The sequence below is a fragment of the Kluyvera genomosp. 3 genome, assembly GCF_011765685.1.
Classification (GTDB): domain Bacteria; phylum Pseudomonadota; class Gammaproteobacteria; order Enterobacterales; family Enterobacteriaceae; genus Kluyvera; species Kluyvera georgiana_A.
This window is the reverse complement of the sequence record NZ_CP050321.1, coordinates 4,514,590-4,531,257: the sequence shown is the minus strand read 5'-3', so window position 1 is coordinate 4,531,257 and position 16,668 is coordinate 4,514,590. Positions and strand designations below refer to the sequence as shown.

At 56.8% G+C, this 16,668-nt stretch carries 11 protein-coding genes; 3 read left to right on the top strand and 8 right to left on the bottom strand.

The annotated features are described in order from the left end of the window. Positions 1-8: 8 nt before the first annotated feature. The 7 genes from GY169_RS21125 to GY169_RS21095 form a co-directional block, all read right to left on the bottom strand. Positions 9-1,232: an oligosaccharide MFS transporter gene (locus tag GY169_RS21125; RefSeq protein ID WP_167577039.1), complete on the bottom strand. Its 1,224-nt coding sequence runs from the start codon at positions 1,230-1,232 to the stop codon at positions 9-11. A gap of 192 nt (positions 1,233-1,424) precedes the next feature. Then, on the bottom strand, positions 1,425-2,768 hold the full coding sequence (locus GY169_RS21120) for a hemolysin family protein (protein WP_163445825.1): 1,344 nt from the start codon (positions 2,766-2,768) through the stop codon (positions 1,425-1,427). A 143-nt stretch (positions 2,769-2,911) separates the two neighbouring features. Further along, positions 2,912-4,456 (bottom strand): MFS transporter, encoded by a 1,545-nt coding sequence (locus tag GY169_RS21115; protein ID WP_163445824.1) that lies wholly within the window; start codon positions 4,454-4,456, stop codon positions 2,912-2,914. 88 nt (positions 4,457-4,544) lie between these two features. Further along, positions 4,545-5,567 carry a Gfo/Idh/MocA family protein gene (locus tag GY169_RS21110; protein WP_163445823.1) on the bottom strand — a complete coding sequence of 341 codons (1,023 nt, stop codon included), beginning with the start codon at positions 5,565-5,567 and terminating at the stop codon, positions 4,545-4,547. Positions 5,568-5,579: 12 nt separating this feature from the next. Continuing rightward, on the bottom strand, positions 5,580-6,647 hold the full coding sequence (locus GY169_RS21105) for a Gfo/Idh/MocA family protein (RefSeq protein WP_167577038.1): 1,068 nt from the start codon (positions 6,645-6,647) through the stop codon (positions 5,580-5,582). Between the two features lie 2 nt (positions 6,648-6,649). Further along, positions 6,650-7,828, bottom strand: coding sequence for a Gfo/Idh/MocA family protein (locus GY169_RS21100; RefSeq protein WP_167577037.1), 1,179 nt, complete (start codon positions 7,826-7,828; stop codon positions 6,650-6,652). A gap of 19 nt (positions 7,829-7,847) precedes the next feature. Further along, positions 7,848-9,002, bottom strand: a complete 1,155-nt coding sequence (locus GY169_RS21095) for a Gfo/Idh/MocA family protein (RefSeq protein WP_167577036.1) — start codon at positions 9,000-9,002, stop codon at positions 7,848-7,850. Between the two features lie 189 nt (positions 9,003-9,191). Between GY169_RS21095 and GY169_RS21090 the strand changes: the two genes are divergently transcribed. Then, complete coding sequence (locus GY169_RS21090; RefSeq protein ID WP_167577035.1) at positions 9,192-10,250, top strand: LacI family DNA-binding transcriptional regulator; 1,059 nt, start codon at positions 9,192-9,194, stop codon at positions 10,248-10,250. Here the strand turns inward: GY169_RS21090 and msrA are convergent. Next, the gene (gene msrA / locus GY169_RS21085; RefSeq protein ID WP_167577034.1) at positions 10,247-10,891 is read right to left on the bottom strand and encodes a peptide-methionine (S)-S-oxide reductase MsrA; all 645 of its coding nucleotides are present in this window, start codon (positions 10,889-10,891) and stop codon (positions 10,247-10,249) included. The genes GY169_RS21090 and msrA overlap by 4 nt on opposite strands. Positions 10,892-11,161: 270 nt before the next feature. Between msrA and tamA the strand changes: the two genes are divergently transcribed. Beyond that, entirely contained in the window at positions 11,162-12,895 is a 1,734-nt protein-coding gene (tamA, locus tag GY169_RS21080; RefSeq protein ID WP_167577033.1) for an autotransporter assembly complex protein TamA, read from the top strand. Then, positions 12,892-16,668, top strand: coding sequence for an autotransporter assembly complex protein TamB (gene tamB, locus GY169_RS21075; RefSeq protein WP_167577032.1), 3,777 nt, complete (start codon positions 12,892-12,894; stop codon positions 16,666-16,668). Before tamA ends, tamB begins: the two co-directional genes overlap by 4 nt.

The window sequence follows — 16,668 nt, the reverse complement described above, 5'->3', positions numbered from 1 at the left end:
TCGTGTAATTAGTGCGTGGTTGCGGAGTGCGGGGTGAAAAAGCGCGCGTTATCCAGCGAAATAAAGGAAATCAACGTAAAGCACAGCGCAATGCTGCCCAATACAACGTAGCTGCTGGTAAAGCCCATGCTCTGGTACATATGCCCAATTCCGGTTGAGAGGAAAATTGAGCTGAAACTCTTGGCGAACTGGAAACCAATCAGATAAACGGTGGCGGAAAGCAGCGGGTTGAAGTTGGCGCTGATATATTTCAACGCGGCCACCAGCAGCACGGAGCTTTCAAAACCGTGCAGCAGCTTAATCAGGCTGATGGAGACAGGGCCAATCGCCCAGGCGGAGCCGATAATGCGCAGACTCATGATCATGCCGCAGTACAGCAGGGCATTTTTCGGGCCGATTTTGTTGACGAACCACGGGGCGAAGAACATCACTACCGCATCGAGGAAGATCTGCCCGGTGGTCAGGTAGCCGAAGACTTCCGCACCACGTGCTTTGCTCTCAAAGAAGTGGCTGTAGTAGATGGCAAATTGCTGGTCGTAGGTTTCATAGACGGCGCCAACGCCAATCATATAGATAGCGAAGAACCAGAATTTCTTCAGCTTTAGTAGGGCGGCCGCGTCTCGAAAGGTGACAGGCGTAGCTTTGGTTTGCTGATGTACCGCGGCGTTGGACGTATCGACTTGGGTTTTCCAGACGATCAGCAGCAGGCAGACGCCCGCGGTGCTGGCCAGCCAGAAAATCATGTTCTGGTCGATGCCGTAGAGCTTGCCGGCGGCAAAGGTGCCAATGGCGGCGCCAATCCCGCCAAACATGCGCGCGCGGCCAAACTCGAAGCCGGAGGCGCGGCTGACCTTATCAATATAGGCTTCACAGATACCGCAGCCCGCGCCGTAGGCCATCCCGATGTATACCCCACCCGCCAGCGCGCCAAGAATGACGTTGTACTTCAGCAGCGGGGCGAAAACGTAGATCCACCAGGGGGCAAAAAGCGTGATGATGATGGCCAGCATCCACATCAGGTGTTTACGGTAGACCAGCTTGTCGGAGATAAAACCGAACAGCGGCTGCACGCACACTGCGATGATGGCGGTAAACGAATAGACCAGGCCAACGTCGGTATAGCTGATACCGATGGTTTCGGTCAGCCACAGCGACAGATAGGGGTAGCAGCAGCCCCAGCCGATAAAGAAAAACAGGAAGAACAGGCAGCTCATAGAGTAATTTTTATTCATGATACCCTCGTTTCCTTATCCAGGAATCTTGTTGTAGAGACGCGAGCAACGTTACCGTTTCGCGCCACGGGGAGTCATAAATGTTCCGCTATCGACCAGTACTAATCTGCTATGGCGAAACGGGCGTGAGCCGCTTCACATTCTGCGGGGAAGGAGGGTTTTACGGGCTACAGGCGTAGCCCGGTAAGGGAATCAGGCGGCGCCCTGTTCGCGTTCGGCGATGTCCGCCTGTTTCGGTACCAGCACCGTTGGTTTGTTGTCGATGCGGGTCACCAGCAGCTGATCGATACGGTAGTTATCGATATCCACCACTTCAAATTTATAGCCGGAGAATTTCACCGAGTCGGTGCGTTTCGGGATTTTTCGCAGCATAAACATCATGAAACCACCGATGGTTTCGTAGTTGTCCGACTGTGGGAAATCATCGATATCCAGCACGCGCATCACGTCGTCGATCGGTGTGCCGCCATCAATCAGCCAGGAATTCTCGTCACGGGCGACAATTTGTTCTTCCAGGCCCTGGCCGACCAGGTCGCCCATCAGGGTGGTCATCACGTCGTTGAGGGTGATAATGCCCACCACCAGCGCGTACTCGTTCATGATCACCGCGAAGTCTTCACCGGCGGTTTTAAAGCTTTCCAGCGCTTCGGACAGCGTCAGCGTATCCGGCACGATCAGCGTGTTGCGAATCTGCACGCCGCTGTTCAGCGCCATGCTCTGGTTGGCCAGCACGCGGTTCAGCAGGTCTTTGGAATCGACGTAGCCAATGATGTGGTCGATATCTTCGTTACACACCAGGAACTTGGAGTGCGGATGCTCGGCCACTTTGTTTTTCAGGCTCTGCTCGTCCTCATGCAGATCGAACCAGATGACGTTTTCACGCGGCGTCATTGATGACGGCACGGTGCGGGACTCCAGCTCGAATACGTTTTCAATCAGCTCGTGCTCTTGTTTACGCAGCACGCCCGCGAGTGCGCCGGCTTCCACCACCGCGTAGATATCGTCGGAGGTAATGTCGTCTTTACGCACCATCGGCAGTTTGAAGATACGGAAAATGATGTTAGCCATGCCGTTGAAGAACCACACCAGCGGCCGGAAGACCAACAGGCAGAAGCGCATCGGGTTGATGATACGCAAAGCCACCACTTCAGGCGCAATCATACCGATGCGTTTCGGAGTTAAGTCCGCAAACAGGATAAACAGGCCAGTGACCAGCGAGAAGGAGAGAATAAAGCTCAACTGCTCGGAGAGTTCCGCTGACATATAGTTGGAGAACAGCGAGTGAAACGCCGGAGAGAACGCCGCGTCGCCGACGATACCGCCAAGAATAGCAACCGCATTGAGGCCAATTTGCACCACGGTGAAGAACATGCCCGGGTTTTCCTGCATTTTCAGCACGCGTTGGGCGTTGATGTTGCCTTCATCGGCAAGCAGTTTCAGTTTGATTTTGCGCGATGCGGCAAGTGAAATCTCAGATATTGAGAAGAACGCACTGACGGCGATCAGGCAAAGTATGATGAATATACTGTTTAACATATCTTATCTAACCCGTGGGGCCAGATCCTCGGAAGGGAAGTTGATAAATCCGTGTGAAATACACATTGAAAACCGGCCCGAAGGCGTTAGGCCGGCAATTTCAGGGGTTAGTATAGCGTAAGGGACTGTAAAGCTGCCAGAGGTTAACCGTTAGTCGGTAACGGTGTGGTTTTTGCGCGACGCTTCGGTGTCGCATCCCAGACTTCATTATAGGCATAGCCCGTCAGTGCGTGGATGACGTCACGGGTCTCCCGATCGCAGTCTTCGGCGTTGCCGCCAAGCTTACGGCGGGCCACTTCTTTAACCAACAGGCTGTGAGTTTTCTGCGTCAGCTTAAAGCGATATGTGACATAGAAGCTGATGGCCAGTAGCCCGGCGGTGGCGAAAATCATCAGGCCAATAATCGCGTGCAGGGCGCTGGCCGGCTGCGCGCCGCCGCCTTTGACGAAGCCGCTCTCTTCGAGCACGATGCCAATCAGCATAATGGCTAATGCGACGGTGCTTTTGCGGGTCAGGACCATCACGCCCGCGAAAATTCCCTCGCGGCGCTGGCGGGTGACGATTTCATCAACGTCCGGAATAAAGCTGTAGATGTTCCACGGTATGTAGTACAGCCCGGCTTTCGCCAGCCCCAGCAGGACAAACACCGAAGAAAACAGCAGCGTCGGGACCTGGAGATTACCGATATAGACGGTAAACAGAAACGCCAGCACCAGCAGAATACTGCCGTAGGAGAGCCGCAGCGCCCCGGAGGGGGTGAGGTTGAATTTATTCATCAGCATCATAAAGCCGAACGTGCCGGGAATAGAGACAAAAGCGGCGATACTTAATAAACCGGAAACCATTTCGGCATCGTGATGCAGAGCATAAACCACGTAATAGGTAAATACCGAGCCAAAGACATCCATGGCGGTAAAAGAGCAAATATAAATTAAAATATGCTGGCGAAATATTCTTATCTTAAATGAAGAAATAAGGTCGATTACCAGGTATTTCAAATGATTTAAAAGACCGCTGCTGCGTTGATTATCCGGCTGAAATTCATACTCTTCTCGCACATCTTTGGCTTCCCAGGTGCAGGCCCAGGTGGTAAATACCGCGACGCAATAAATAACCGCAAAAACAATCCCGGTCAGGGTGTAGGTAAAGGAATTATCTTTACCGGTATATTGCATAATAATACCGGGGACGGAGACTGCCAGAAAACCACCGAGGGCGGAACACATCATGCGTACGCCGGAAAGCCGCGTCCGCTCGCTGAAGCGGTTGGTCATTTCAGCGGCCAGCGTCTCCCAGGGGACCAGTACCATCGCTGAGAGCAGTTCGATAGAGAGATAGGTGCCCAGGTAGTACCAATAGTTCATATCGGTCAGCCAGACGAGGGCGTAGAGAAACATCAGCGGAGAGCTAATCAATAAGAAAAAGCGGCGGCGGCCAAATTTACGGCCAAGCCAGGTATTGCCAAAGTTATCAGTAATGTATCCCATCACCGGGCTTAAAATAGCGTCGATAATACGTGCAATGGCAAATATTGAACCGGCTTCTAATACGGATAAACCGCAATAGGTAGTATAGAAAAATAAAAGCCATGTTCCGATAACGGCAAAGGCGCCGCCGCCAAATAAATCAGTGACTCCGTAGCCAATAGCAATGCCATAGCCAACACGACGTTCGGTTGGTTTCACCATAATATTATTATTCCTGTACTGGTAGGGTGTCGGTGCAGAGTGACCTCTGCACCTTATATTATTGACAGCAGGAAAAATCGGATGACGATCACTCGTTTATATTCACCCATTTCCTCAATAGTGACGATTGGTAAATGGTATTAACCATCTGTAATGATTTCGCCGCTTCGCGGATATCGCAGAAGCTGGCGGCCGCGGGAGTGTCTAACGCCTGATAAAAATGCAGTACGGCTTGTTGATGACCGATGCCCCAATAGCTTTTGCCCACGCCGTCTGGCGAGGCGTCGCTGGCCAACAGAACGTGCTCATCGGCGCAAATTTGCCACAGCGCGTTGTCATGCAACCTCAGCATGCCGTATTCGAACTCTATTTCCAGCAGCAGCGGGGAGTCGCTGGCGTAGCAGTTACTGGCATAGAACAGGCCGCGCGCGCCGTTGTTAAAGCACAGCGTCACCATCGCGCTGTCTTCGGTCTCGATTTCGTCGGCCAGCAGGGTGCTGTCGACTACGCCCTTCAGACGCCGCACGCCGCCGCCAAACCACTGCATCAGATCCAGGGTATGAATGGCCTGGTTGATCAACAGGCTGCCCCCCTCGGTGGCGAAACTGCCGCGCCACGGACTCGCGGCATAGTAGTTGCCGGAACGTGACCAGGTGAGCACCGCTTTCACGGCGCGCATTGCGCCAAGCCGGCCTTCCTCAATGCAGCGTTGAATCGCCAGACTGGTAGGATTAAGGCGGTTCTGATAACAGACACCCACATGACGTTGGGCGATCGTGGCGGCGGCCTGAATGTCGCTCACCTCCTGCGGATTCATCACCACCGGCTTTTCGCAGAACACCTGTTTCCCTGCCGCCAGCGCGGCAAGGATCATCGGTTTATGCAGGTAATGCGGCGTGCAGATGTGCACCACGTCAATGGCATCATCCAGCAGCATCTCGCGATAGTCCTGATAAAACTGACAGCCATAGTCGGCAGCGAGCCGGCTCCCCTTTTCGCTATCGATATCGACTATCGCGCGCAGCACCGCGCCCGGAACGTGGCGCAGCGCGTCCACGTGACAGGTGTGAATAGCGCCGCAGCCGATAATCGCCGCATGACGTGTTTGCATCGCCGCCTCCTGTTATTCCACCGCGTTCGCCAGCATCTGCGCTTTTACGCACAGCTCGGCGGCTTTAAAGGTGTGCGCCTGGGTCATGGCATTTTCCGTACGGTTCAGGCAGTCCAGAATCAGCTGGCCGAAGTACGGGAAGCCCACCTGACCGGCGACCGGATAGCGGAATTCGCCCTCCTTGTTGACCAGATACACCACATCCTGCTCGCCGCGAGTGATATCGACGTACTTACGGATTTCAATGTAGCCTTCGGTGCCGAGCAGGGTCAGGCGACCGTCGCCCCAACTGGAGAGGCCGTCCGGGGTAAACCAGTCGCAGCGGAAGTAGCCAGTCGCGCCGTTATCCCCGGCCAGCATCGCGTCGCCGAAATCTTCGAACTGCGGATACTGCGGATGGTTAACGTTGCGCACCTGGCTTGCCACGACACGCGCGTCGGTGTTACCGGTGTAAAACAGAAACTGCTCAATCTGGTGGCTGCCGATATCACACAGGATGCCGCCGAAGAATTCCTTCTCATAGAACCAGTCCGGGCGACCTTCGCCTTCACGGTGTGGGCCGACGCCGAGCGTCTGCATCACGCGGCCAATCGCGCCTTGCTGCACCAGTTGCCCGGCGAACACGGCGCTTTCAACGTGCAGACGTTCGCTGTAGTAAACCGCGTATTTGCGCCCGGTTGCCGCCACCTTACGTTTAGCGGCCTCCAGCTGCGCCAGCGTGGTCAGCGGCGCTTTATCGGTAAAGTAATCTTTACCCGCGTCCATCACCTTCAGCCCCAGCGCGCAGCGTTCAGAAGGTACGGCGGCACCGGCAACCAGCTGTACGCTGCTGTCGTTGAGGATGGTTTCCAGCGACGGCGCAACCTGTACCTGCGGATACTGCTGGACGAACTTGTCGACTTTGGCTGGATCGGGGTCATAAACCCATTTCAGCGTCGCCCCAGCTTCAATCAGGCCGTTGCACATGCCATAGATATGACCGTGGTCCAACGCGGCGGCGGCAATAATAAACTCGCCCTCGGCGACAACCGGTTGCGGTTTACCCACCGGGGCGTAGTTCATACCGTCTTTGATACTCATGCTTATGCTCCTTTGTCCAAATTTTTGCCCAACGGAATTGCGCCCACTTCCGAGAAGTTCTCCACCGAGGCGGCCTTTTCGTAGAAGTGCGGGGCGAGGGAAACCAGGCCGCCGGTTTTGTACCAGGGCTCATCCGGGCTGACGGGAAGCGTCACCACCCGTCCGGTAATTGACGATTGATAAATCGCGGTGATCAGCTCCAGCGAGCGTTTGCCCTGCACGCCATCAATCAGCGGCTCACCGTGCTGTTCAACGGCATTGAGCAGGTCGTTAATCTGCCCGGCGTGTAGCGTGTATTTCAGCGGCGACGTATGGCGGAACAGCGCATCCAGCCGCGCTTCACGTTCGCTATCGTGTTGCTCTTGTGGGAATCCGTTGTCGGCGGAGACGCTGGCCCACACGTCCCACGGTGCGGAGATACGCGCTTTATCGCCCTGAATCACGATTTTCTGGTCTTCACCGTGATGGACTACCGAGGCGGTCAATTGCGTCAGCGCGCCGCTGTCGTAGCGGAATATGGCGGCGGAAAGATCTTCCACTTCGGCGTTATCGTGGGCGACGTTAGTCATCATCGCCACCACCTCTTTCGGGAAGCCGAGCATCCACTGGATGGCGTCAATGTGGTGCACCGCATGGTTAAGCGTGCAGCCGCCGCCTTCTTTCTCCCACGTCCCGCGCCACCACAGGTCGTAGTAGCAGTGGCCGCGCCACCAGAAGGAGTCCACCTGCGCGTGGCAGATTTTCCCCAGTTCGCCGGAATCGACGACCTGCTTTAAGCGCCAGAAGGCGTCGGTAAAGCGGTTTTGGGCGATAATGGAGAGGATTTTGCCGCTGGCGCGTTGGGCGGCGATCATCGCGTCGCACTCTTCCAGCGAGGCCGCCATCGGCTTCTCGCACAGCACGTGTTTCCCGGCGTTGAGCGCGTCGATGCTGATTTCGGCGTGCACGTACGGCGGGGTACAGACGTCGACGATATCCACCTCAAGGCCGGACTCCAGTAGCGCCTGATGGCTGCTGAACACGGTGGCGTGCGTCAGCCCGTAGCGCACTTTCTTTTCCTGCGCCTTCTCCGGGTAGATATCGACCAGCGCCACAATCTGGCAGCGGTCGGCAAATTCCTGATAGCCCTGAATATGGCTGTGGGAGATGTTGCCGGTTCCCACAATCGCAATGCGTAACATGGTGTTCTCCTGCTGCGGATTACCAGGTGCCGGAGGCATCGAGAGTTTTACTGACCACCTGTTTATCGATGGAGGTAGCGATGCGCTCATCGAGCAGCTTTTTAAACAGCGCTTCGTCGAACGGCAGGTCAACCCAATCATCGGTCCAGGTGGAGAGGTGCATGGCGTTTGACAGCGTCAGACCGTGAATACCCTCGGTACCCGGCGCCAGTAGCGGCGTGCCGTGCAGCACCGCGGCGGCGAAATTAGCGGTGATGACGTGGTGGTCGCTGCACTCCGGCGCGACGGGAATGGTCACTTCCCAACATTCGGGTTCGCCAAAGCCGTTTTCCCAGCGGGCGTTAAATTCGGTTTCCGATTCCCGCAGCCGCCAGAAGCGCAGCTTGCCGTCTTCCACCACCACTTTGCCGCGATCGCCGGCGATCTCCAGACGGTTGGTCCCCGGCGCTTCGGCGGTGGTGGTGATAAAGACGCCGGTCGCGCCGTTGGCGTATTCGGCATAGGCGGTGACCTCGTTTTCCACTTCGATATCGCGATGTTTACCGAACTGGCAGAAAGCGCGCATCCGTACCGGCATACCGACCAGCCATTGCCATAAATCCAGCTGGTGTGGGTCCTGATTCAGCAGCACGCCGCCGCCTTCCCCCTTCCAGGTGGCGCGCCAGCCGCCGGAGTTGTAGTAACTCTGCGAGCGATACCAGTTGGTGATGATCCAGTTGGAGCGGCGCAGTTCGCCCAGCTCGCCGCTGTCGATCAGATCTTTCACTTTTTGATACAGCGGGTTAGGGCGCTGATTGAACATCATGCCGAACACCACGTTGCAGTCGCGGGCGAATTCGTTCATCTCGCGCACCTGCGCGGTGTAGACGCCTGCCGGTTTCTCACACAGGGTGTGAATGCCGTGACGCATGGCCAGCATGGAGAGACCTGGATGGTCATAGTGCGGCGTGGAGACGATGACCGCGTCAATCAGCCCGCTTTTCAGCATCTCTTCGGCGTTGCTGAAGAGGGTGACGTCATTACCGACCACCTGGCGAATGGCGGAATGTTTGTCGGGATTGTTGTCACACACTGCCGTCAGGCAGGCTTCTTTTACCGTACCCGCCAGTAGGTATCGGGCGTGGACGGTCCCGATATTGCCCACGCCGATAATGCCAAAACGCACCTTATCCATGTTGCACCTTACGTAATAGAAATGACTGAAATCTGAAAATAGGGAAGCGGGCGAAGGTGGACAAACGGAATTTGTGAGAATGCTCGCAGGTAGAAAAGGAATATGCGCGGAAAACTGAAAATGGGTTTTAAAATCAGCGAACTGCATCTGCAAAAATTTGCAAAATATGATTGCGAGCGAGGTCACACAATGCCAGGTAAGCTCAAAATGGATGAAATTGCCGCCCGTACCGGCTACTCCATCAGTACCGTTTCCCGGGTGCTGAGCGGTAAATCCTACACCAGTGAAAAAGCGCGAGAGACGATTGTGAAATGCGCCCGCCAGCTCGGGGTGCTGGACTCGCTGGCTAACGGACGGCTGCTGATTAACGGCATTGCGGTGTTCGCGCCGGAGCGCACCTTTCAGGGGCGGGGCGATACCTTTTATCTGGAAGTCACGAAGGGGATTGCCGAAGCCAGCGCGCCGCATGATGTGTGGATCAGCCACTGTGCGCTGGAGGAGCAGCACGCCGACGTTAAATTATTCCTCGAAAAAGCCAGCCACAAGAGCATCAACGCGGTGATCATTATCGGCACGGATGATCCCATGATCCTTAAACTGGCCAGCACGCTGAATAAGCCTTGCGTGCTGATCAACTCCATCGACCGAGAGATGTCGCTGGACTGCGTGTCGCCCGACCACCGGGCGATTGGCTTTACCGCGATGCGCTATCTGTTTGAGCAAGGTCATCGGCGGGTTCTGACGATGACCTGCCTGCGTCGGGAAACGCTCTATGCCCGGCTGGACGGGATTAAAGAGGCCTATCGCTATCACCATGTTCCTTTCAACCCTCAGCATGACCTGCTGGTCACCGAGTGGTTTACGGCGGAAGAGGCGGAGCTGGCGCTGGACACCTGGCTGACGACCCACGATCGCGCGCAGTGGCCCGATGTTATCTTCCCCAACAGCACCAGCATGACTGAGGGGGTGATGAAGGCGCTGCGACGCCACGGGCTGCGTGTCCCCGAAGATATCTCTCTGATTACCACCGATTTTACGTGGAATCTGGAAAGCAGCCTGACTGCGCCGGTCACTGGCATTCTCGTGCCCTGCCGCGATCTGGGCATTGAAGCCGTACATCTGCTGCAAACCCGCCTCAACCGCCCGCAGTCGCCGGTCTACAACCTGTTATTACAGGGCAAAGTGATGGATTTTGGCACGGTGGCAAACGCGACGCGCCATGCGGCGCGTCTGGCGTTGGATGGTTAGCCCTGCAGCTGCGGCGGCAGGCACACGCCAATTCCCCCGATGCCGCAGTAGCCGTACGGGTTTTTATGCAGATACTGCTGGTGTTCATCTTCCGCGTAGTAGAACGGCTTCGCGAGGGCGATTTCGGTCGTGATATCACGTGCGTCGCCCGCGCTGCGCATGGCTTCCTGGAACTGTTGCAGGCTGGCGTGCGCTTCCTGTTCCTGTTCTGGGGTCAGTGGATAGATTGCCGAGCGATACTGTGTACCGTGATCGTTGCCCTGACGCATGCCCTGCGCCGGGTCGTGATTCTCCCAGAACACTTTCAGCAGTTCGCCATAGCTAATCACCGCCGGGTCATACACCACACGCACCGCTTCCGCGTGCCCGGTCTGCCCGCTACAGACTTCCCGGTATGTCGGGTTCGGCGTATAGCCGCCGGTGTAGCCCGCCGCAGTGCTGTAAACGCCGGGAAGCTGCCAGTACAGCCGCTCCACGCCCCAGAAACAGCCCATCGCAAACAGCGCGACCTCCATGCCTTCCGGCACGTGGGTCATTGAGTGTTCAGTCACAACATTGAGCGTTGCAACCGGCATGGGTGTATTTCTTCCGGGTAATGCATCCGATTGAGATACAATATGTTTTTTGTCGAACAAGCTCATAGGGACCGCCTCCGGGGAACAGTAATTTCCGTTAAGGTTGTAACCGGGCGTGTCTTTTAACACAATAACCACGCCGAATACGTCTAAATTTAAACATAAGAATAATTTGGGGCTCTGTCTTTATTTCAACCCGACAAAGAGTGGGTTTTTTAAGCTGACGTTGAATGCCGCGCGCCATCAGGGCGTGAAAAAGGCTAAAACGCAGTCATGGCCGCGGAGCGGACTTCCGTTTCCCTTTTGGGGTGGAAACAAGGATATTCAGGAGAAAACGTGCGACAAATCCGCCAGTTATGTGTGGTGAGCTTATTGCTGACCAGCGGTGTTGCCAGTGCAGCAAACATCCGACTACAGGTTGAAGGGCTCTCAGGCGAACTACAAAAAAACGTTCGAGCCCAGCTATCGACCATCGACAGCGACGAAGTATCGCCGGATCGTCGCTTTCGCGCACGCGTGGATGATGCCATTCGCGAAGGGTTGAAAGCCCTCGGCTATTACGAACCGACCATCGATTTTGAACTTAAACCACCGCCGGCCAAGGGGCGTCAGGTGCTGCTGGCCAAGGTGACGCCGGGTGAACCGGTGCGCATTGGCGGCACCGATGTGATCCTGCGCGGCGGGGCGCGTACCGACCGCGACTATCTGGATCTGCTGAAAACCCGACCCAAAATTGGCACGGTGCTCAACCATGGCGATTACGATCATTTCAAAGGGTCGTTAACCAGCGTGGCGCTGCGTAAGGGGTATTTCGATAGCGAGTTCAAAAAGAGCCAGCTTGGCGTGGCGGTCGATCGTCATCAGGCGTTCTGGGATATCGACTATGACAGCGGCGAGCGCTACCGCTTTGGTGACGTCACCTTCGAAGGCTCGCAGATTCGCGAAGAGTATTTGCAGCATCTGGTGCCGTTCAAAAAGGGCGACTATTACCAATCCAGCGATCTGGCGGAATTGAACCGTCGGCTGTCCGCCACCGGCTGGTTTAACTCGGTGGTTGTGGCGCCGGAGTTTGATAAATCACGGAAAACTAAGGTCTTACCGCTGCATGGTGTGGTATCGCCGCGCAGCGAAAATACCGTAGAACTGGGGGGAGGTTACTCCACCGACGTTGGCCCGCGGGTGAAAGCGTCATGGAAAAAACCGTGGGTGAACTCTTACGGTCACAGCCTGACGACCAGCCTCAGCGTTTCGGCGCCGGAACAGCAGCTGGACTTCAGCTATAAGATGCCGCTACTGAAAAACCCGCTTGAGCAGTATTATCTGGTGCAGGGCGGTTTTAAAAGTACCGACCTCAACGACACCAAAGCCGACTCCACCACGCTTGCGGTCTCACGTTTCTGGGATCTTTCCAGCGGCTGGCAGCGCGCGATTAACCTGCGCTGGAGTCTTGACCACTTTACGCAGGCCGATGTCACCAACACCACTATGCTGTTTTATCCGGGGGTTTCTATCAGCCGTACCCGCTCACGCGGCGGCCTGATGCCCACCTGGGGCGACTCTCAGCGCTACTCGATCGACTACTCGAATACCGCCTGGGGTTCGGATGTCGACTTCTCGGTGTTTCAGGCGCAAAACGTCTGGATTCGTACCCTTTACGATCGCCATCGCTTTGTGATTCGTGGCAACCTCGGCTGGATTGAAACCGGCGACTTTGACCGCGTACCACCTGACCTGCGTTTCTTCGCCGGCGGCGACCGCAGTATTCGCGGCTACAAGTACAAGTCAATTTCCCCGGAAGACAGCAAAGGCAAGCTCATCGGGGCATCAAAACTGGCCACCGGCTCGCTGGAATATCAGTACAACGTGACGGGGAAATGGTGGGGTGCCGTGTTCATGGACGGCGGGGAAGCGGTCAGCGATATTCGCCAGAGCGACTGGAAAACCGGCGCGGGGGTTGGCGTACGCTGGCAGTCGCCAGTGGGGCCCATCAAGCTCGACTTTGCCGTCCCGGTGGGCGACAAAGATGAACACGGATTACAGTTTTACATCGGTCTGGGGCCTGAGCTATGACGTTATGGAAAAAAATAAGCCTCGGCGTACTGATTTTTGTCGTGCTGCTGCTGGGCATCGTGGGATTTCTGATTGGCACCACCACGGGGCTGCATCTGCTGTTTAACGCGGCGAACCGCTGGGTCCCGGGGCTGGAGATAGGCCAGGTCACCGGCGGCTGGCGCGATTTATCGCTGAAAAACGTCCGCTACACCCAGCCGGGCGTGGCGGTGGATGCCGGTGAACTTCATCTGGCGGTGGAGCTCAATTGCCTGTGGCACAGCAGCGTGTGCGTTAACGATGTCGCGCTCAGCAACATCAACGTGGCAATCGACAGCAGCAAAATGCCGCCTGCCGCGCCGGTGGAGGAAGAGGACAGCGGGCCGCTGAATCTCTCGACGCCGTATCCAATCACCTTGAAGCGGTTCGCGCTCAACAACGTCAATATCAAGATTGATGACACCACGGTGTCGGTGATGGACTTCAGCAGCGGCCTGACGTGGCAGGAAAAGAACCTGACGCTGACGCCAACGACGCTGCAAGGCCTGCTCATCGCTTTGCCGAAAGTCGCCGACGTGGCGCAGAAAGAGGTGGTGGAGCCGAAGATAGATAACCCGCAGCCGCAGGAAAAACCGCTCGGCGAAACCATGACCGAGCTGTTCTCGAAACCGGTGCTGCCGGAGATGACCGATGTGCATCTGCCGCTGAATCTGAATATCGAATCCTTTAGCGGCGAGCAGCTGCGTATTACCGGCGATACCGACCTGACGGTGTATAAGATGCTGCTGAAGGTCAGCAGTATCGACGGCAATATGAAGCTCGACGCGCTGGATATCGACTCCAGCCAGGGCACGGTGAACGCCAGCGGTACCGCGACGCTGATCAACGACTGGCCGGTAGACCTCACGCTTAACAGCACCCTGAATATGGACCCGCTGAAGGGCGAAAAGGTGAAGCTGAAGGTGGGCGGCGCGGTGCGCAAGCAACTGGAAGTGGGGGTTAACCTTTCCGGCCCGGTGGATATGGGTATTCGCGCGCAGGCGCAGCTGGCGGAAGCCGGGCTGCCGTTCAACCTTGAGGTGAACAGCAAGCAGCTCTATTGGCCGTTTACCGGCGAGAAACAGTTCCAGGCCGATGACCTGAAGCTGAAGCTCGGCGGTAAGATGACCGACTACACCCTGTCGTTCCGCACCGCGGTGAAAGGGCAGGACGTGCCGCCGGCGAACATCACTCTCGACGCCAAAGGCAACGAGCGGCAGGTGAACCTCGACAAGCTCACCGTCGCGGCGCTGGAAGGCAAAACGGAGTTGACCGCGCTGCTCGACTGGCAGCAGGCGATCAGCTGGCGCGGCGAGCTGGCGCTGCATGGCATCAACACCGTGAAGCTGGCGCCGGACTGGCCGTCGAAGCTCGATGGCCTGATCAAAACTAACGGCAGCCTGTACGGCGGTAGCTGGCAGATGAACGTACCGGAGATGAAAATCAGCGGTAACGTGAAGCAAAATAAAGTGAAAGTCGATGGCTCTCTGCGTGGTAACAGCTATCTGCAATGGACCATTCCGGGGCTGCATGTGGCGCTGGGCAATAACACCGCCGACGTGAAGGGCGAGCTGGGGGTGAAAGACCTGGAGCTCGATGCCAATATCGACGCGCCGAAGCTCGACAACATGCTGCCAGGATTAGGCGGCACGGCGAAAGGGCTGGTGAAGATTCGCGGTACGGTCGATGCGCCGCAGCTGCTGGCGGACATCACCGCGCGTGGTCTGCGCTGGCAGGAGCTGTCGATTGGCCAGGTGCGCGTCGATGGCGACGTGAAATCCACCGATCAGATTGGCGGTAATCTCGACGTCCGCGTTGAGCGCATCGTGCAGCCGGATGTGAATATCGGGCTGGTGCATCTGGCGGCGAAAGGCAACGAAAAGCAGCACTCGCTACAGCTGCAAATTCAGGGCGAGCCGGTCTCTGGCCAGTTGGCGCTGGCGGGGAGCTTTGACCGCAAAGAAGAACGCTGGAAGGGGGCGTTAAGCAATACCCGCTTCCAGACGCCGGTCGGCCCGTGGTCCATCAACCGTGATATCGCGCTGGACTACCGTAACCTGGAACAGAAAATCAGCATCGGGCCGCACTGTTGGGTGAACCCGAACGCCGAGCTGTGCGTACCGCAGACAATTGACGCGGGCGCGGCAGGGCGTGCGGTGGTGAACCTCAACCGTTTCGATCTGGCGATGCTCAAGCCGTTTATGCCGGAGGACACTCAGGCTAGCGGCGTGTTTAGCGGCAACGCGGATGTCTCCTGGGACACCACTAAGGAAGGGCTGCCACAGGGTAAAGTCACCCTCGCCGGGCGCAACGTCAAGGTCACCCAGATCGTCAACAACGCGCCGCTGCCGGTGGCTTTCGATACGCTGAATCTGAGCGCCGATCTGCACAACAACCGCGCCGAATTGGGCTGGCTGATTCGCCTGACCAACAACGGCCAACTGGATGGACAGGTGCAGGTGACCGACCCGCAGGGGCGACGTAACCTCGGCGGTAACGTCAACATCCGTAACTTCTCGCTGGCGATGGTGAACCCGATCTTCTCGCGTGGTGAAAAGGCGGACGGCAAGCTGAACGCGAATCTGCGTCTCGGCGGCGATCTTCAGAGCCCGCTGATGTTCGGCCAGCTTCAGCTGAATGGGCTGGACGTTGACGGTAACTTTATGCCCTTCGACATGCAGCCAAGCCAGCTGACGATGAACTTCAACGGCGCCACCTCGACGTTGCAAGGGGAGGTGCGAACCTCACAGGGGCAGATCAGCCTGAACGGCGACGCTGACTGGCGGCAGATTGAAAACTGGCGCGCGCGTATTGCGGCGAAAGGCTCTCGCGTGCGAATTACCGTGCCGCCGATGGTACGTCTCGACGTCTCGCCAGACGTTGTGTTTAACGCCACGCCGAGCCTGTTTACCCTTGACGGTAACGTTGATGTGCCGTGGGCGCGTATCGTGGTGAAAGAGGTGCCAGAAAGCGCAGTGGGCGTTTCCAGTGACGAAGTGCTGCTGAATAACGATCTCCAGCCAAAAGAGACCAAATCGGCTTCAATTCCGATCAACAGTAACCTGACTATCCACGTCGGCAACAACGTTCGTCTGGATGCGTTTGGCCTGAAAGCGCGCCTGACCGGCGACCTGAAGGTGGCGCAGGATAAACAGGGGCTGGGGCTTAACGGGCAGATCAATATTCCGGAAGGGCGCTTCCACGCCTACGGCCAGGATCTGATCGTCCGTAAAGGCGAGCTGCTGTTCTCCGGCCCACCGGATCAGCCGCTGCTGAATATCGAAGCCATTCGTAACCCGGATGCCACCGAAAACGATGTGATCGCCGGCGTTCGCGTAACCGGCTCGGCGGATCAGCCAAAGGCGGAAGTCTTCTCCGACCCGGCGATGTCGCAGCAGGAAGCGCTCTCCTACCTCGTTCGTGGACAGGGACTGGACAGCGGTCAGAGCGACAGCGCAGCGATGACCTCAATGCTTATTGGTATGGGGGTTGCACAAAGTGGTCAGGTTGTGGGTAAAATCGGCGAGACGTTTGGCGTAAGTAATCTGGCGCTGGATACCCAGGGGGTGGGCGACTCTTCCCAGGTGGTGGTCAGCGGATACGTATTGCCAGGTCTGCAGGTGAAATATGGCGTTGGGATCTTTGACTCGTTAGCGACGCTCACGTTACGCTATCGCCTGATGCCTAAGCTGTATCTGGAAGCGGTGTCTGGCGTAGACCAGGCGCTCGATTTGCTCTATCAGTTTGAGTTTTAG